This window comes from Acidobacteriota bacterium (genome assembly GCA_016716905.1).
Classification (GTDB): Bacteria; Acidobacteriota; Vicinamibacteria; order Vicinamibacterales; family SCN-69-37; genus SYFT01.
The window spans coordinates 1-17,401 of sequence record JADJUS010000007.1; the positions used below are offsets into that span (position 1 = coordinate 1).

Consider the following 17,401-nt stretch of genomic DNA (forward strand, 5'->3'; position numbering starts at 1 on the left):
ACCTCTCAGGCGCCATCGTCATCGGCGCGCTCATCCTTGCGCCGCGGGCGCAGATCCAGGTCATCGACAACGACCTGACGGCGTGGTTCTCGCCAGACGACCCGGTGTACCAGGACTACGTCCGCTTCAGGGACGAGTTTGGCGGCACCCGCACGGTTATCGTTGCCATTGAGGCCCCCGAGCCGCGAGCGCCTGTTCAGCGAGCAAGGCTTCGCGTTTCTCGACAAGGTCAGCGGCGATATCGAACGGGTGCAGGCCGTGCTGCGCGTCAGCAGCCTCGCAACCGCGACGGTTGTGGACGTACTGCCGTCGTCCGGCGTCAACGACGACGGTGGTCTGCAGGTGCGGCGGCTGATTGAAGACCTGGAAACAAAGAGCCCCGGCGCGGTCGGACAGCGCGCCATGGACGACGAGCTTTTCCGTGGGGACCTGATCTCCGAGGACGGCACGGTCACGGCACTGATTCTGTTCTTCGATGAGGCCCGCATAGACGACGTGCGCGCCGAGGTGCTCACTGAGATCCGGCGGCTGGTTGATGCAGTTACCCACCGGATTCAAGGCGCACTACAACGGCAGCCTCGAGATCACGGAGGGCATAACCGGGTCACGCTCGCAAATCAAACCACGTTCACGCCACCCATTCTGGCCCTGACCTTGCTGGCCTTGTTCGTGATGTTCCGGTCGGTCAAGAAGACACTGCTGACGTTCGGCGCAATTCTCGTCAGCCTGTTGTGGACCCTCGGGCTCTACGACCTCTTCGGCTTCAGCTACAACGTGTTGAGCAGCATGATCATCCCGCTGGTGGTTGTGCTGGCGGTGGCAGACGACGTGCACATCCTGCAGCACTATGGACTGGGCGGCGCACTCGGAGCCGCGAGCAGGCGTTCGTCGGTACCCGTGAGGCACCTCATGGCCCCGTTGTTCGGTGCGAGTGCCACAACCGCATTGGGCATGTTGTCGCTGGCCACAAGCCAGGTGGTGGCCGTGCGCGAGTTCGGCATGGGAGCCGCCATCGGCGTGATGGTGGACTTCGCCATTTCGATCATCCTGGTGCCGACCATGCTCGGGTGGGTGAAAGAAGAGCGCGTGGCAGCGCCTCAGGAGTCGTGGTTCCTCGGACCACTCCGTTCGGTGGCAATGTTCTCCACGCGTCACGCGCGAGCGGTCATGGCGGTGGTGATCGGGCTGGTGGTGCTGGCCGGGGTGGGCATGTCGCGCCTGCGGGTGGACACCAATCACATCAACTTCTTCAGTGAGCGTCACGAGCTCTATACGTCGGCCCAGGTGATGGATAAGAAGCTCGCCGGAATTTACACCTTCCAGGTCTTTCTGGAAGGGGCGCCCGAGTCCATGCAGCAGCCAGACATCCTCAAGCGCATGGACCGCTTGAGCACGGAGCTCAAGGCGCTGCCGTTCGTCCGGAAAGTCACGTCGGTGGCCGACTACGTCAAGCGCGTGCACCGCGAACTGAACGATGGCCGGCAAGAAGCCTTCGTGATTCCCGAGACGTCGTCTGAGGTTGCTCAGGAGTTGCTGGTCTTCGGACTGGGTGATGAGGGCGGGCGGAACTGGAACGCATGGCGGCGAGCGACTTCTCGCGCGCCCAGGTGACGGTCAAGCTCGCCTCGATGAGTTCCGATCTCGTGTTTGTACAGGTGACTGAAGCAGACCGTCTGGCCCAACAGATCTTCGCCGGGTCTGGAGTGAAGGCCACGGTCACTGGATCGGGCCGGTTGTTCAGCATGCTGGATCACTACCTGGTGCGGTCGCAGATTACGAGCTTTTGCGACGGCGTTTGTCACCGTGTTCGGCGTGATTTTCCTCGTGTTCAGGTCGTGGAGATTCGGGCTCCTTTCGATCGCACCAAATCTGGTGCCGGTGCTGGCCGTCTTCGGGGTCATGGGCTGGCTCGGCTTTTCGCTCAACGTGGCCACCGTGATGGTGGCCAGCGTCGCGCTCGGCGTCGTTGATGACGACACCATCCATTTCATCAGCCGCTATAGGCGTGAGACCGGCCGCAGGAGCCACCACCGACGAGGCGATTGAGACCGCCACCACGCAGGAGGGCCGTGCAGGCTCACGACTGCTGTGATCAATTGCTGCGCGTTCGCCGTCCTGACGCTCTCGGATGCACCGGCCCAGCGCGTGGTTCGGTGGCCTGCTGGCTTTGACGATGGTTATGGCGTTCCTGGCCGAGGTGTTCATTCTTCCCGCGATGATCAAACTGTTCCCCGCGCTGTTTGGCGCCGAGCGTGTGCATGCCCAGGGAGTTGGCCGGGCGTGAGCGGCTGGTGGTTAATCGCCACGCTTGTGGCCCAGGTGCCGGCATCGCAGACCGCGGCCACGCCGCCTCCGCGGCCAGGCAATCTGGTGGTCCATGGCGAGGTGTCCGCACTGGCGGTCACGGCCCCGAAGCAGGAGGACACGCGCGAGTTGCGCACGCGCGCGCTGCTCGACATCACGGCGTCGCCGAAGCCGTGGCTGCGGCTGCGCCTTGAGGGAACGGCGGAGGTTCTGTGGGCCGACCGTGGTGGCAGTGTGAACGATGCCATTGCAACTGTGCGTGACGCATGGGCTGAGGTGCGGCAGGACAGCTTCGAGATTCGAGCGGGATACGGACGCTTGGTCTGGGGCCGGCTCGATGAGGTCATGCCCTCGGACGTGATCAATCCGATCGATACGGCGACGTTCTTTCTCGAAGGGCGCACGGCCGCCCGGTTGCCGGTGGCATTCATGCGCACGCGTGCGTTCCTGCCTGGCGACACAACGGTCGAGGCGGTCGTCGCGCTGCCGGGCCGCAGGGGCAGGTTCGATCGACTGGACGAAGAGACGTCGCCGTTCAACCTGACCAGGGATCTTGTGTTGCCTGCTGGGGTGCCGGCGTCCGTGATTCGGCGCGAATCAATACCGGCGTCATGGGGGAATCTTCAGGGCGGCGTCCGCGTTTCAACCACCGCCGGTCGTGTGGACATGAGCGTGTCGGTCTGGCGCGGGTTCCGAGGGGTTCGGTCTCTTGAGCTTCGTGCCGTTCACGCTCCCCGACAGGATCCGGGCCGACTCCGTCGGTTGTGGGGCAGTTGGTCGAGAGTTATCCCCGGCTCACGATGATTGCAGCGGATGCGGAAACGGTCCGCGGTGGTTGGGCGATACGAGGCGAAGTGGCCGGGTTCGTGGACAAGACTCTCGACGGGACGTTGGGGCCCATCAAGGAAAGGCGATTGATGCCGGAGTCGGGGTGGACCGAGCGGCGGGAGACTTCCACGTCTTTGGTTCGCTCGTGTGGCACCGCGAATGGTCAGCCACCTCGTCGTCTTACACCCGCGACCACCTCAATGTGATTGCCTCACTTGACCGTCGCTTCTCGCGCGAGCGGTACCTGGTGCGGGTCTTTGGAGTGGCAAATCCCGAAGACCGGTCGGGATTCGTTCGCGGCCTTGCGTCCTGGAGCGTGCGCGACAATCTGACGCTGGAAGGTTCCGGCGGCGCGTTTATCGGCCAGGGCACCGACACGATCGGAAATTTTCGGACAGAGACTTCGTCTCTGTCCGGATGCGGTATCAATTCTGAGGGGGGACGGGTGTCGATCTGTGGAAAACTCTGAATGTGAAAACGACCTCTGGAAAACGACCTCTGAGGTCGTTAATTTTTTCAGAGGGGGAAAATTAACGACCTCAGAGGTCGTTTTCACCCGGAGTTTTCCACAGATCGACACCCGTCCCCTTATCTTGATCCCCCAGGTTGAAGCTTGATCCAGATCCCCGCGAACAACCCAGGCACCCTGACCGGCCCCGGGAACAATACGTATCTGCTTGATGGCGCGGAGCCGACGCTGATTGATGCAGGCGTCGGCCATGCGTCGCACATCGACGCCATCGCTGCGCACCTCGGTGGGCGCGCGTTGGTACGCGTGCTGGTGACGCACGGGCATCCGGACCACGCGTCGGGCGTTCCCGCGCTGCGCACGCGCTGGCCGGGTATCGAGGCCTGCAAGTGGCTCGCAGACCCTGAGCCCGGGTGGCGGCCGTTGCGTGACAACGAACGAGTTCGTGCCGGCGATACGTGGCTATCGGTGGTGCACACGCCGGGGCACGCGCCCGACCACGTGTGTTTCTGGCAGTCGGACACGCGCGAGGTACTGCGGAGACATGATGACCGCCACCACCACCATCATGGTGCCGCCGGCCGCGGGCGGCGGCAGCCTGCGCGCGCCTCCACTCGCTGCGGCGGCTCGCTGAACTGCAGCCCGCGACGGCGTGGCCGGGACACGGCCCAGTTATCACCCGGCCCGTTGAGCGCATCAACGAGTATCTGGCTCACCGCGCTGAACGCGAGCGCCAGGTTGTGGCGTGCCTCGATGCGGGCGTCACCGACATCGACGCGATCGTGACGTCCGTCTATACTGAAACGCCGCGGGCGTTGTGGCCTGCTGCCCGGCTCACCGTCGAGGCACTTCTGGAAAAACTGCGCGAGGATGGCCGACCCACTCATGCCTGATTCATCGTCTTCCACACTGGCCACTATTCGCCGCTTGTTGCTCGCATTGCTGGTGTTTGGCATGGCCGGCACCACTGCCGAGCTGTGGCTCGTGGGCCACTACGAAGACTGGAAGCAGTTGATTCCGTTTGGTGTGATGGCCCTGTCCACACTCACCGGCTTCTGGCACGGTTCCGCCGGACCACCTCGTCCGCAAGCATGTTTCGGCTCAGTATGTTGCTGCTGATGGTGGCCGGCGCTACAGGATCGGTGCTGCACTACCGGGCCAACATGGAGTTTCAGTTAGAGATGGACCCTACGATGGGCGGCATGGCACTCTTGTTGAAAGTGCTTCACGCCAAAGCGCCACCGGCGCTGGCGCCTGGAAACATGGCGCTGCTGGGGTTGCTCGGTCTTGTCAGCATACTGGGAATTTCCCGCACGTTTCATAAGGAGTAGCTCATGTCCCGTTATCGTTCCCTGTTCGTCGGCGCCATGCTTGTTGGCGCGCTCACGTTTGTTGCCGGATCCACAACCCACGGTCAGGTGGGCGCGGGCCTGCTCGACGCCAACCTGGTGCCCGAGGCCGAGCTCGTGGCCCTGCCGGGCATGACCCCGGCCATCGCCAAGGCGCTCATCGCGGCGCGCCCGTTCCCGAGCATCGTGGACTTCAACACGTTCCTCGTGGGGCAGAAGCTCACGAAGGAACAGATCGACGCGTTTTACCTCAAGGCGTTCATCCACGTGAATCTGAACACCGGCACCAAGGACGAGATCATGTTGATCCCAGGCGCGGGCGCCCGCATGGTGCGCGAGTTCGGCGAATACCGCCCCTGGAAGACGTGGGGGCAGTTCGACAAGGAAATCAGCAAGTACGTCGGGCAGCCTGAGACCGATCGGCTGAAGAAGTACGTGTTCATCCCGGTCAACCTCAACACCGCCACCAAGGAAGACATCATCAGCATTCCCGGCGCCGGCAACCGGATGGTGCGCGAGTTCAATGAGTACCGTCCCTGGAAGACCAAGGAACAGTTCGAGAAGGAAATTGGCAAGTACGTGGATGCCAAGGAAGTGGCGCGCCTGTGGCGCTTCGTCGTGATTCAGTAACGATGCTCGTCACGCCTGAGGTCCTGCACAATGAGCTGCAGGGCGCACAGCCTCCGCTGCTTCTGGACCTGAGGCCCGCAGAGGTTCGCCGCCGGCCATCTGGCCGGCGGCATTCATTTGGACCTCTGGGGCCTGAGCCTCATCGACACCAGTGAAGCGCCATTGCGCGCCTTCATGTGGATGATCGGACACCTCTTCTCGCTGCGGGGAGTGACGCCCGATCGGCCCGTGGTGGTGTACGAAAGCAACTCCGGCATGCGCGCGGCCCGCGCGTTCTGGTTCCTCGAATACCTCGGCCACCCGAATGTGCGCGTCCTCGACGGCGGCGTGGCTGCCTGGACCCGCGCGAATCTTCCACTGACAACAGATGCTCTTGCGCCTGTGCCAAGCACCTGGCACGGCGAGGCCGACCCCAGTCGATTGGCGACATGGTCGGACGTGAAAGAGCGGCTCGACAAGATGGAAACCGCGATCGTCGATACCCGTAGCGAAGCGGAGTACTACGGCGAGGCCGTCCGCGCCAAACGCGGCGGCGCTGTTCCCGGCGCCGTGAACCTCGAGTGGACGAATAACCTCGCGCCCGACGGCACCTACAAGTCCAGCGACGAGCTGAAGGCGATGTACGCGGCGCTCGGTGTCACGCCAGACCGCGAGGTCGTCACGTACTGCCAGGGCGGCTACCGCGCCGCTCACACCTACCTCGCACTTCGCCTGGCCGGCTTTCCACGCGTCCGCAACTACACCGGGTCGTGGAAGGAATGGGGCGACCGGGAAGACTTACCGATCGAGAGACCGAAGCGGTAAGGGTCCAGAGTTCAGGGTCCAGAGTCCAGGGTCCGGGCGATGCGTCTACCGTGCGACGCCCTTGAGCATGACGATGTCGTTGGACGTCTGGGCGCGCATAATCGCCAGCCGCTTGCCGTCGTGGGACCAGGCGAAATCGACGATCCGCTGGTCACTGAATCGTGTGAACGCGCGCGGTGCTCCTCCTGCAAACGGTTGCAGCATGAGGTTGCGCCCGGAGGGATCGATGTAGAGCACGCCCGTGCCATCCGGCATCCACGCGATGCGTCCATTGGTTTTCGGCGGCTGCGCCACGCGCTCCTGCGGCACGCACTTCGGCAGATCACACGTCACGTACTTCTGCGCACTGAGAAACAGTGCTTGCTTGCCGTCGAGCGAAATGTCAAACGCGCGAGCGGGAACAAACGCCGGAAACAGTTCGACCGGCTCGCCACCACCGACCGATGCCATCCACGGTGTTTGTCGGCCACCGCGCCGTGACAGAAAGATGATGGCGCCCCCATCAGGCGCGAGGACCGAGACGGCGCCCTCGCCGATCACGCGTGTCCCCGGGCCCGGCCCGCCTTCCCATCGCCACACGCCCTTTCGGCTCTCATCTTCAGTGATCGCCCGATACACGATCGTGCGCCCGTCGGCGCTGCCGGACGGCCTGGTGGCATTGGAAATCACATCGGTGGGCGATCCGGCTCCGGGCAGCAGAGCAGAAACCGATGTCCCGTTCGTAAACAACAGGCGTTCTCCCGCCCATGCCACCCCTGACAGCAGGCTGTCAGGTGACGGACGTGCAGGAACCACTTCTCTGGCGTTGCTGCCTGCGGCATCGACGATCCAGGTTCCCACACGACGATCCCTGCGAGCGGTCACCAGAGCGCGCAGGTCCGCCGTGAGGCTGATATGGCGATAGTCACTCAAGTCGTTGGTCAGGCGGGTGAGTTCACCGTCAGGGTAGGACATCCGCCAGAACTGTTCGGGCGCCCCTTCCCTGGCAGATTGGTTCAGGATCAACGCGTCGTTGGCCAGCCACGCAACCCCGCCTCCGCCTTGCAGCGGCAGGACCTTCGTGTCGACACGACCGGTTGCGACATCGACGACCACGATGAGTTGTGTGGCGGACGTGTCGGCAGTTTCACGAATGCGCCCGCGCAGTACAATTTGGGCACCGTCCGGCGACCACGAGGGCGCGAAGGTGGTCCCGTCCGAAAAACCCGAACTGTTGAGGGTGTAGAGGGCTCGCAAGTCGGCGTCAACGTCGTAGGTGGCGTAGGTCACGGCGCTGGTGCCGTCAGCGTGGGCGATAACCAGAGGGCCGGGAACTTTCGGGTCCCTCCGCTGGTCGAGATACGCAAAGCGTTGACCGTCGGGTGCCCAACCGATTGGAGAGATCAGGCCATCAACAATCAGCCGCGGTGTGCCGCCCAGAAACGGCACACGCCACAAGGTGAATTTGGGGGACCGGCCGCGCACGAAGTCCACGTAGTCGCCGTCGTGCGACACCGTCACCCCGATGATCGGCTGGTCCGGGTCACTCTCGAAGATTCGCACGTTGCTGTCGGTGGCAGTCTGCCTGACCCAGAGGCTCGACTGGTCTTCATCGCGTTGAACGTAGGCCACATAGCGGCCATCCGGTGAAATCGCGGGAAACTCGGCGTTGCCCGTGGTGGTGAGCTGGACGAGCTCGAGATCGGTTGGCGCCGGTGCGCCCGATCCATTTCGGCCGCTCCCGAGAGCCCACCATCCGACCGCCGCTGTGACGGCTACTCCGAGGGCCGCCAATGCCAGCGCCTTGTACGGCCGCGACGTTCCTGTCGTCGCCTCCACCGCAACGCCCGATGACGATGAGGCGGCGGGGATCGCGTCACTCGCGCGACGGGCGCGCCGCAGATCGGCCCTGATGTCAGCGGCCGTCTGGTAGCGATCGTCGCGGTCCTTCTCCAGGGCCTTGTGGACGATGTCTTCCAGGCGTGGAGGGAAGTCAGGCTGTAAGGTGCGCAGCGGAGCAGGCGAACCTTGGAGGATGCCCGACGAAATCACCGCGTTGGTTTCACCCGGGAATGCCGCCTTCCCCGTGGCCATCTCGTATAAGACCAGCCCGAACGAAAACAGATCACTGCGTGCGTCGATGTCCTGCGCGCGCAATTGCTCGGGCGACATGTAGGCCACCGTGCCGACGGTGGTGCCCGCATCGGTCACGGCCAGAGCCGTCGATCGCGTCAACGCGTGGCCCGCGGAACCGACTCCGGTCTTGGCCAGGCCAAAGTCCAGGATCTTCGGACCGTGCGTCGTCAGGAAAATATTGGCGGGCTTGATGTCACGATGCACCAGGCCCTTGGTGTGGGCCGCATCAAGTCCGTCGGCGATGCCGAGCGCAATGTCGATGAACGAGGCGGCGTCCATCGCGCCCCTGGTCAGCCGTTGCTGAAGTGTCTCTCCTTCGAGCAACTCCATCGCCAGGAACGGCGGGTCAGTGCCGACATCGAAGATGGTGCAGATGTTCGGGTGGTTGAGCGCGGACGCCGCGCGGGCTTCCCTGGCGAAGCGCTCGGCCGCCTGTGCGTTGGCCCCCAGGTCCTCGGTCATGACCTTGATGGCCACGTCGCGTTCCAGGCGATGGTCGCGCGCGCGATACACCTCGCCCATGCCACCCGCGCCGAGGGCTGCAAGGATTTCGAATGGGCCGAGGCGAGTACCTGGAGCGATTGCGATGCGCAATTATAGGGGGATTTGCGCTCAGGGACTGGGTAGGGTGCCGAGAGCGGTCGCGGGTTACTGCGGCCGCAACACAAGCGTGTTCACGGTCGCCCCAGGCAGGAACGGTGTCGGTTCGCCCTTCACCCACGCCTCATGGCCATCGCGATAGTGGGGCGACCTCGGATTGCCTGACTGGCCAGTCGCCATGTGGAAGTACCCGGCGGCTTCGTTCCCTGGCGAGACCGTCAGCCGTTCTGAGGCTCCGGCGGTGGGGCTCTGCACGCGCGGCATGTGACTGTCGCCCGGCATCCCCACGCGCGGCATGTCGAACCAACGTCCGAGGAATGGCACGGCGCGAGAGATCGGATGCTGAATCGCCAGCGTGTTCGCCTCGCCCCACGTGCGGTCTTTCAGTGCGCGGCCATCAGTCGTCAGCGCCGCTACCGTCTGATCGACGGCGTCCAGTAGCAGCGCCTTCCAGTCGGCATACGCAGGGTTGAGCAGGTGCGCCGGCCGAGCGGAGACCATCGCCCACACTGTTCCCTCCAGGCTGCGGCCAGGCGTCGACGGATACGCAGGGTCCATCGTCCTCAATCTTGCGACAAACGGCGCGAACACCAACTCGGCCGTCTTCAACCTGAACTGCCGCGCCAGGCGATAGCCAACTGAATCCGTGGACGCGCGACCGCTCCAGCTCTCCTGCAGCAGTCGCCGGAACTCCGCGCGGCCAGCGTTGGTGTCGGACCCGATGGTCTCGATCGCGAGCGAGCGCCAGCGTTCCATCAGCAACGCGCGGTCGTCGAGTTGTACCGCCAGCATATCGGCGGTGGTGATGCGCTCCAGCTTGCGGATGCCGTCGAGGATCTGCCTCGCGCGCGCCAGGGTCGTATCCGCCGTCGCCAAGCATCGCCAGGTACTCGCCCGACACGATGCGGTTGTTCGCGGTGACAATCACTGCGTCCGCGGGATTGACGATGCGCGGGTAGGAGGCGGAGTCGTACCAGCCACTCCAGCGGCGGGTGCCATCGGCCCAGGAGACTGGGAGTTGGCCGGTGAAGCCCACGCGCTTCGGAATGCGGCCCGCGACCGTCCACGCGATCTGTCCCTGGTTGTCGGCGATCACGCAGTTCTGCCCAGGGATGCCGGCCTGGTTCGCCACGGCGATCGCCTCTTCGAGGGAAGCCGCGTGCTCCATCTGCGACATGCGGAAGTTCATGCCCTCAGGGCTGTGCGCCACCCACGCGATGGCGAACAGCCTGCCCTTGTGATCGGGCGCGGCCACCGGGCCCCAGATCGTTTCGCGCACATCCAGCCACTGGTCTTCCTCATCATCTACGCCGATGCGCTCGCGAGTGACGTCGAATGCGCGCGGACCTTCCGGTGTCAGGTAACGGGTGGGGTCGCCTGGAACCGTCTCGATGAGCACGCGGTCGCTCCAGTCGGCCGTGGTGTTGGTGAAGCCCCACGCCACATGGCCGTTGCTGCCGACCACTACCGATGCGGTGCCGGGAAGCGTGATGCCCGAAACCTGATGGGGACCGCGGTCGTCGGTCCAGGCCAGAGACGCGCGGTACCAGATATTCGGCACACTAAGGCCGAGGTGCATGTCGTCGCTGATCAGCGCCCGGCCATCTGACGTGCGGCTGCCGGCCACGGCCCAGTTGTTGCTGCCGCGGGCGTCTTCCGGTGTCGCCAGTCCGATCGACGCAAGGAATGACTCGCTCGCCACCGCCTGACTTGCGGCCGGCGAAGCAGGCACGGCGTTCCGCAGGTCGAACACTGTGGCGGGTGGAGGCGTTGGCGGCGGCAGGGCCTCGCCATGCATCGGCGTATCCCACTCACTGCTCGTGCTGTTGAGGAACTCAGCAAGGCCGGCTGGGAAGGCCTCGTGCAGAAGCGCTGCGCGCGCCTCGCCACCTGCGGTGGAATCCTGCAGGCTGAAGAACATCGATGCGATCACGAGGATCGAGTCTTCGCGGGTCCATGGGGCCGGCGTTTGACCCAGCAGCAGGTACTCGAACGGCAATGCGTCCAGGGCCTTCAGGCCCGCGTTGACGCCGTCAACGTAGGCGTCGGCCAGGGCGAGATCGGACGGGCTGGTGGCGGCGATCACAGCGGCCGCGCGGTGGCGAAAACGGTGCAGCCTTGCGCCCTGGTCAGTGGTGAGGGCGGCGCGCCCGAAGAGTTCAGACAGTTCCCCGGCCGCACGGCGTCGCGACAGGTCCATCTGGAAGAAACGATCCTGCGCGTGGATGAAACCAAGGGCGCGGGCGACGTCGAGTCTTGTGGAGCCCTTGATGGTCGGCACTCCAAGCGCGTCGCGATCAACGGTGACCGGAGCCGAGAGTCCTGCAACTGTGAGGGTGCCATCGAGTTGCGGCAGGCTGCGTCCCAACTGTATCCAGGCCCACCCTGCGGTGATCAGGGTAAGAAGGATGACCAGGAGCAGCAGCCAACGGACCACGCGCAAGAGACGTCGCATTGGCGTATTCTACGCGGTGCATGAGTGCACATCGATCCCGTACCCTTCTCATATCTCTGACGTGTGTTGGCCTCGCTGCCGCCTATGCGGCCACAGCGCGGCCGGACGTTGAGGCGCAGACGCCTCGCCCCGGGTCTGCCGACTCCATCACCGAACGCAGCCTTCGGGCGCACCTGGAGTTTCTCGCCAGCGACGCCATGAACGGCCGCGCCAGCAACAGCCGCGATGAGTGGATCGCCGCCACGGCCATCGCCTCGCAGTTCCAGTTGTGGAACCTCGAGCCGATGGGTGATAACGGCGGCTACGTGCAGGCGGCCGAGATCCTGCGCGAGCAGATGTCGGCGCCGGCCGTGCTTTCAGCGGGCACGAGCCAGTTCACGCACGGGAAGGAAATGCTCGTGACTGCGCTGACAGGCGCCAAGGTCAGCGGTCCTCTGGTGAAGCTTGCTCCTGGTGCCACATCGGTGCCCGCTGGTTCTGTCGTCCTGATGCCCGAGGCGCCGGCAGGCCCGCCCGCAGCAGGCAGTCGCGGTCGTGGCGGTGCACCACAGCCCACCGTCGGCGCAGCTCTGGTCATCACACTTGCGACCCAGACGCCCGAGCAGTGGACGACTGCGGCCGCGCGTCCGGTCAGCGCCGGGTCCCGCTTTGCCAAAGTGACGCCGCCGGCTGGCGGCCTTGTGCGCACCGCTCGCGTGGCGCTCAATCGCGACGCCTACAACGCGGTTGCCGCGCTCGCTGAGGGCACGGCGATTTCTCTTCAGGCCGAACTGAGCGCAACCAAGGCCTTCACATGGAACACCGTCGGCCGGCTGACCGGCAGCGACCCAACCGCCCGCGAACAATTCGTCGTTCTCGGAGCGCATCTGGACCATATCGGCATGCGCGAGAACGCGCCCGGGCCCGACAAGATCTATAACGGCGCTGATGACGATGCCTCGGGCACAGTGGCGGTGATGGCGCTGGCGCAGGCGCTGGCGGCGGGCCGCGGCCCAAAGAGGACGCTGGTGTTTGCGCTGTTCGGAAGCGAAGAGGGCGGCGGCGCGGTGTCGGGGTCTTCGTACTTCGTCGAGTTGCCGGTGGTGCCGATCGAGAAGATGGTGGCGCAACTACAGTTCGAGATGCTGGCGCGTCCTGACCCGATGGTGCCGGCACGCAGTCTGTGGCTCACTGGTTATGAGCGCTCCAACCTGGGGCCCGAGCTGGCGAAACAGGGCGCGCGTCTGGTGCAGGACCCGCGCCCGGACCAGAGCTTCTTCACACGATCGGACAACATCAAGTTCGCACGCAAGGGAGTGATTTCGCACACCGTGTCGAGCTTCAACCTGCACACCGACTATCACCAGGCGGGTGACGAAGTCAGCAAAGTGGATTTCGTTCACATGCTTGATGCGGTACGATCGATGCTCGAGCCGGTTCGCTGGCTCGCCAATTCCACATTCACGCCCGTCTGGGCACCCGAAGGTCGGCCACGCTAATGATCAACGTCATCGATTTCATCAACACCAACCGCGACCGATACGTCCGCGAACTCAAAGACTACCTGGCCATCCCTTCGATCAGCGCGCTGCCCGAACATCAGGCGGACATGAAGCGCTGTGCCGAATGGACGGGCGCCGAGATGACTCGCGTCGGCCTCGAGAACGTGCGGCTCGTGGAGACCCCAGGCAACCCGGTGGTGTACGGCGACTGGCTGCATGCTGAGGGCGCGCCGACCATTCTGTTCTATGGCCACTACGACGTGCAGCCGGTGGACCCACTCGACCTGTGGGAATCGCCGCCCTTTGAGGCCACCGTGCGTGATGGCGAAATCTACGCGCGCGGCGCGGCCGACGACAAGGGCCAGGTGTTCATGCACTTCAAGGCGATTGAAGCGCACATGAAACAGAACGGCCGCCTGCCGGTGAACCTGAAGGTGATCATCGAAGGCGAAGAAGAAGTCGGGTCCAACAACCTGGACGACTTCATTCGCGCAAACAAAGCGCTGCTGGGCGCCGACGTGGTGGTCATTTCCGACTCCGCGATGTTTGAGCGGGGCATTCCATCGATCTGCTACGGCCTGCGCGGACTCACGCACTTCCAGATCGATCTGCGTGGTTCGAATAGCGACCTGCATTCGGGCGTGTTTGGCGGGTCCGTGGCTAATCCCGCGATGGTGCTGGCCCAGATGCTGGCGCAGATGCGCGACAAGGGTGGCCGCATCAAGATCCCCGGGTTTTATGACGACGTCCGCGAGTTGACGGAGGCTGAGCGCGCAGAGTGGCGCAAGTTGCCGTGGAACGACAACCGATACCGCAAGGAACTGGGTGCGCCCAAGCTGTTTGGCGAGTCGGGTTACGACCTTGGAGCGCCGTTGGGGCCGTCCGACCTTCGAAGTGAATGGACTGCTCAGCGGCTTTACCGGAGAAGGCGCAAAGACCGTGTTGCCGGCCACGGCCATGGCCAAGGTCAGCATGCGGCTTGTGCCCGACCAGCATCCCGACAAGATCGCCGCGCTGTTTGAGGAGTACGTGCGCAAGGTCGCGCCGAAGACTGTGGAGCTGAAGGTCACCCGCATGCACGGCGGCAAGCCGTGGATGGCGGACTTCGACAACATCTACGTGCGCGCGGCAGGCCGTGCGATCGAACAGGGCTTCGGCAAGGCACCGGTGTTCTGCCGCGAAGGTGGATCAATTCCAGTGGTCTCGACGTTCCAGGAAGAGCTGGGCATTCCCTCAGTGCTCTTCGGCGTCGGCCTGCCAGACGAAAACGCCCACGCGCCGAACGAGAAGCTCGACCTGGCGAACTTCCACGGAGGCATAGTGTCGGCGGCGATCCTGTATCAGGAGATCGCCAGACGTTAGCAATGGCGAAATGTCACAAATGTCCGAAATGGCGAAATGTCGGACAAACCAATTGCCGGGAATGGCCGAATGTCCAAGGCGCGCAATGAGCGAATGACCTTGGAGCAGCAGATTCAACCACTGACTACCAAGGACATTCGAACATTCTTCCCTGCAATGGTCTGTCCGCAGTTCGCCATTTCGGACATTTGTGACATTTCGCCATTACCCGTGCGGCGCCCTTATTCCCAGCGAAGCGCACGCATGGGGTCGACCCTCGATGCGCGCCGCGCTGGAATGTAGCCCGCGCCGAGCGCAACAAGGCTGAGCACCACGAACGCGGCGGTGAAGACCACCGGGTCGTGGCCCTTCATACCGAAGAGTTGTTCTTCGGATTCAGCAATGCCGCCGATGGCCCAGGCCATCGCGAGCCCAATCGTGCCTCCCACCAGAGCAAGGATGGCGACCTGTTTAAGCACGAGCCCTTTGACGTTCGAACCCTGCGCTCCCAGCGCCATCCGGAGACCGAACTCGCGCGTGCGCTGCGACACGGTGAACGCCAGGACACCGTAGAGGCCGATGGCCGCCAGGAGCGTTGCGAGAGTCGCGAACGCCGCCGACATCGTGCTGATCAGCCGATCGAGAAACACATTCTCCTGCACTTGCTGCGGCATCGTCTTGAGCTCCTCCACGGGGAGGTTGGGGTCCACTCTTGAGACGATCGTATTCACGGACTTGAGGAACTGGCTCGGTTCAATCGCTGTGCGGATATAAAACGACATGGAGCCGATGCGTTCGTCCTGTCGATAGGGTGAAGAACAGCGCCGGCACGGCGTCCTTCACCTCGCTGTATTTCGCATTCTGCACCAGCCCGACGATCTCGATGTCGAGCGGGCCGTCACCACCCTGCTTCATCAGTGTGCCGACGGCTTTGCCTTCGATGCCGAACTTTTTCGCGAAGGCCTGGTTGACAACGGCCACCTTGGGGCCACCGAGTCGATCGGAGGCGGTGAATTCGCGCCCGCCGATCAGTGGGACGCCCAGCGTGCTGAAGTAATCGGGCCCCACTTCGTTGTAGTTGGAGTGGTTGTCGATGTCGGGACCATTCTTGAAACCCTGCACGTTTACGCTCGTGCCCCAGTTGCTGCCGGCCAGCAGCGGCACCATCGAGGCGCTGACACTTGTCACGCCGGGGGAGCGCCGACAGTTCCTCCTCAATCCGTTCGAAGATCGCTTTTGATTTTCAGACGGGTATCCGTTCAGCTCAGGTGACACCGAAAACGTCACAAGGGTGTCGAGCTTCACACCGAGATCAACGCGGCTCACGTTGAATAGGCTCTTGGTGAAGAGGCCGGCTGACGCGAGCAGGGCCATCGAGAGAGCCATTTGCACAGTGACCAGTCCCATGCGGAAGCGTGCGGCCGCTCGCGCGCCCGAGGGCTGGCCGGCAGTGCCTTTGAGGGTGCTCGCCAGATCAGGGCGCGTGCTGTGAATGGCAGGAAGAGACCGAATAGGACACCAGTAACCAGGGAGAGCGCTGCGGCAAACGCCATGACCGGCCAGTCGAGTTGAAACGCCAAAGTCGCGGCTGCGTCCGCCGGCAGGATGGTGGCGATGGCGCCGAGGGTCCAGCGAGCCACGAGCAAAACGACGCCCGTCACGGCAAAGAGCAGGTTGAGTGGCGTGCTGGCCTCCTCATGCACGCTACTCTGGCCGCGCTGGCCTTGGGTCAAGATGATGGGCTTGTTGCGGAATCGCTCCATCGTGGCGTCGCTCATGCCGGTCTGCAGCGGCGCCTCAACTTCGTTGATGATCGTGCGATAGCGCGTGGACAGCTCGGTTTGGGCCGCGTCGATACTCACTCCCGGCGCAAGACGGCCAAAAACGTAGGCCCAGTAGCTGCGCCGATTGTCGAAGCCCCTGAAACTGCTCTCCATGTGAGAGCGCATCGTGATGGGAACGAAGATCTCGGGATTTGATCCCAGCGTGGTGCTTGAAAATCCCTTCGGCGCGACGCCGACAATGGTCAGCGGGCGCCCGTTGGCGATGATCGTCCTGTTGAGCACCGACTCATCGGCCCCAAACCGCGCCACCCAGTAGGCGTGACTGAGGACGACGACCGCCGATTCGCCAACCGCGCGATCGTCGCCGGGACCGAGGAGTCGTCCCAGCGCGGGTGCAAGACCCAGCGTGGGGAAGTAGCTGCCGGACACGAGCATGCCCTCACCACTGAGGGTCTGGCCCTACGAGAGGTTGGTGCCGAAACTCGGTGGGCGGCCAAGCCGGAGAAGACCTTGGTGTCGCGCTCGAGGTCGCGAAACATCGCGTAGCTGAAGACCTCGTCGCACCCTCCCGCCTGACTGCACGATTGCGAGCCTGGTTTCGGGCCAGGAGCCGAGAGGTTCACGAGGCTGTCGGGCGACTGCACGGGCAGCGGCCGAAGGAGCATCTGATTGAAGAGTGAGAAGATAGCGGTGTTCGCGCCAATCCCCAGAGCCAGCGACACCACGGCAATGGTCGTGACAAATGGGGCCTTGAACAGGGTGCGCAGGGCGAATCTGAGGCTGGTCATTCCTCCATGAGACGAGAAAGCACTGACCGGAGTTGTGAATGACTGCCCGGAAATCGCAAGGTCACGGCGTTGCTCGCCTTCGCGGTGGTACTGGCGATAGCGGTTTGGTCCTACATGTCCGGGGGCACCGTCCGCGTCCTGATGGACGCCGCTGGCGGTTGGGCGATTCCGGACAGGCTCTGGACGCATTACGCGCCGCGCTGGACCGCTGGGGGCGCCTTGCGCCGGTGGTTTATGTGGCGGCGGTGGTGCTCGAGGTGCTGGTGGCGCCGATTCGGCACGCTGTTGCATGCCCGCCGGCGCCCTGTTCGGCGGCCTGATGGCGGCACGTTGTCGCTCGTCCAACACCTGGGAGCAGCTATCGCTTGCGGGGTCGGTAGCGCGCTCGGCGAGGACGCGCTGGCGAGGCGCGTTGAGGGAACGAAGGCCCGCTCAGCACCGCGATGCGATTCG

General features: G+C 64.0%; 17 protein-coding genes and 2 pseudogenes. 13 read left to right on the forward strand and 6 right to left on the reverse strand.

Translation table 11 applies throughout. From position 1 onward, the window contains the following. The first annotated feature begins 168 nt into the window (after positions 1-168). From IPL75_13040 to IPL75_13090, 11 genes are all read left to right on the forward strand, one after another. Positions 169-1,611 carry an MMPL family transporter gene (locus IPL75_13040; protein ID MBK9241159.1) on the forward strand — a complete coding sequence of 481 codons (1,443 nt, stop codon included), beginning with the start codon at positions 169-171 and terminating at the stop codon, positions 1,609-1,611. A gap of 192 nt (positions 1,612-1,803) precedes the next feature. Continuing rightward, the gene (locus IPL75_13045) at positions 1,804-2,046 is read left to right on the forward strand and encodes a hypothetical protein (GenBank protein ID MBK9241160.1); all 243 of its coding nucleotides are present in this window, start codon (positions 1,804-1,806) and stop codon (positions 2,044-2,046) included. An 82-nt stretch (positions 2,047-2,128) separates the two neighbouring features. After that, the gene (locus tag IPL75_13050) at positions 2,129-2,284 is read left to right on the forward strand and encodes a hypothetical protein (protein MBK9241161.1); all 156 of its coding nucleotides are present in this window, start codon (positions 2,129-2,131) and stop codon (positions 2,282-2,284) included. After that, a complete protein-coding gene (locus IPL75_13055; GenBank protein ID MBK9241162.1) occupies positions 2,281-3,108 on the forward strand; it encodes a hypothetical protein in 828 nt (275 codons plus the stop codon). Before IPL75_13050 ends, IPL75_13055 begins: the two co-directional genes overlap by 4 nt. Positions 3,109-3,235: 127 nt before the next feature. Next, positions 3,236-3,601 (forward strand): hypothetical protein, encoded by a 366-nt coding sequence (locus tag IPL75_13060; protein MBK9241163.1) that lies wholly within the window; start codon positions 3,236-3,238, stop codon positions 3,599-3,601. Positions 3,602-3,745: 144 nt separating this feature from the next. Beyond that, positions 3,746-4,387 (forward strand): MBL fold metallo-hydrolase, encoded by a 642-nt coding sequence (locus tag IPL75_13065; GenBank protein ID MBK9241164.1) that lies wholly within the window; start codon positions 3,746-3,748, stop codon positions 4,385-4,387. Further along, a complete protein-coding gene (locus tag IPL75_13070) occupies positions 4,384-4,494 on the forward strand; it encodes a hypothetical protein (protein MBK9241165.1) in 111 nt (36 codons plus the stop codon). Before IPL75_13065 ends, IPL75_13070 begins: the two co-directional genes overlap by 4 nt. Continuing rightward, complete coding sequence (locus IPL75_13075) at positions 4,472-4,720, forward strand: hypothetical protein (protein ID MBK9241166.1); 249 nt, start codon at positions 4,472-4,474, stop codon at positions 4,718-4,720. The genes IPL75_13070 and IPL75_13075 overlap by 23 nt, the downstream gene beginning before the upstream one ends. After that, positions 4,708-4,932 (forward strand): hypothetical protein, encoded by a 225-nt coding sequence (locus IPL75_13080; GenBank protein ID MBK9241167.1) that lies wholly within the window; start codon positions 4,708-4,710, stop codon positions 4,930-4,932. Before IPL75_13075 ends, IPL75_13080 begins: the two co-directional genes overlap by 13 nt. A gap of 3 nt (positions 4,933-4,935) precedes the next feature. Then, positions 4,936-5,580 carry a hypothetical protein gene (locus tag IPL75_13085; protein ID MBK9241168.1) on the forward strand — a complete coding sequence of 215 codons (645 nt, stop codon included), beginning with the start codon at positions 4,936-4,938 and terminating at the stop codon, positions 5,578-5,580. Positions 5,581-5,697: 117 nt separating this feature from the next. Continuing rightward, complete coding sequence (locus IPL75_13090) at positions 5,698-6,384, forward strand: sulfurtransferase (protein MBK9241169.1); 687 nt, start codon at positions 5,698-5,700, stop codon at positions 6,382-6,384. Positions 6,385-6,429: 45 nt separating this feature from the next. On the opposite strand, the gene IPL75_13095 is transcribed toward IPL75_13090, so the two are convergent. The 3 genes from IPL75_13095 to IPL75_13105 are packed head-to-tail and all read right to left on the reverse strand — an operon-like array spanning position 6,430 to position 11,554. Continuing rightward, a complete protein-coding gene (locus tag IPL75_13095) occupies positions 6,430-9,093 on the reverse strand; it encodes a serine/threonine-protein kinase (protein ID MBK9241170.1) in 2,664 nt (887 codons plus the stop codon). 54 nt (positions 9,094-9,147) lie between these two features. Beyond that, complete coding sequence (locus tag IPL75_13100) at positions 9,148-9,600, reverse strand: penicillin acylase family protein (protein ID MBK9241171.1); 453 nt, start codon at positions 9,598-9,600, stop codon at positions 9,148-9,150. Continuing rightward, positions 9,497-11,554 carry a penicillin acylase family protein gene (locus IPL75_13105; GenBank protein MBK9241172.1) on the reverse strand — a complete coding sequence of 686 codons (2,058 nt, stop codon included), beginning with the start codon at positions 11,552-11,554 and terminating at the stop codon, positions 9,497-9,499. Before IPL75_13105 ends, IPL75_13100 begins: the two co-directional genes overlap by 104 nt. Before the next feature lie 20 nt (positions 11,555-11,574). On the opposite strand from IPL75_13105, the gene IPL75_13110 reads away from it, so the two are divergent. Both IPL75_13110 and IPL75_13115 read left to right on the forward strand, forming a co-directional pair. Beyond that, positions 11,575-13,032, forward strand: coding sequence for a M20/M25/M40 family metallo-hydrolase (locus IPL75_13110; GenBank protein ID MBK9241173.1), 1,458 nt, complete (start codon positions 11,575-11,577; stop codon positions 13,030-13,032). Next, positions 13,032-14,397 (forward strand): annotated as a pseudogene (locus tag IPL75_13115) (dipeptidase). The gene IPL75_13110 and the pseudogene IPL75_13115 overlap by 1 nt, the downstream one beginning before the upstream one ends. Positions 14,398-14,618: 221 nt before the next feature. Here the strand turns inward: IPL75_13115 and IPL75_13120 are convergent. The 3 genes and pseudogenes from IPL75_13120 to IPL75_13130 all read right to left on the reverse strand — a co-directional run bounded on the left by IPL75_13120 (position 14,619) and on the right by IPL75_13130 (position 16,598). Further along, complete coding sequence (locus IPL75_13120; protein ID MBK9241174.1) at positions 14,619-15,158, reverse strand: FtsX-like permease family protein; 540 nt, start codon at positions 15,156-15,158, stop codon at positions 14,619-14,621. After that, a complete protein-coding gene (locus IPL75_13125; protein ID MBK9241175.1) occupies positions 15,130-15,750 on the reverse strand; it encodes an ABC transporter permease in 621 nt (206 codons plus the stop codon). The genes IPL75_13120 and IPL75_13125 overlap by 29 nt, the downstream gene beginning before the upstream one ends. Next, a pseudogene (locus IPL75_13130) lies at positions 15,699-16,598 on the reverse strand (ABC transporter permease). Before IPL75_13130 ends, IPL75_13125 begins: the two are co-directional and overlap by 52 nt. Positions 16,599-17,401: the final 803 nt, after the last annotated feature.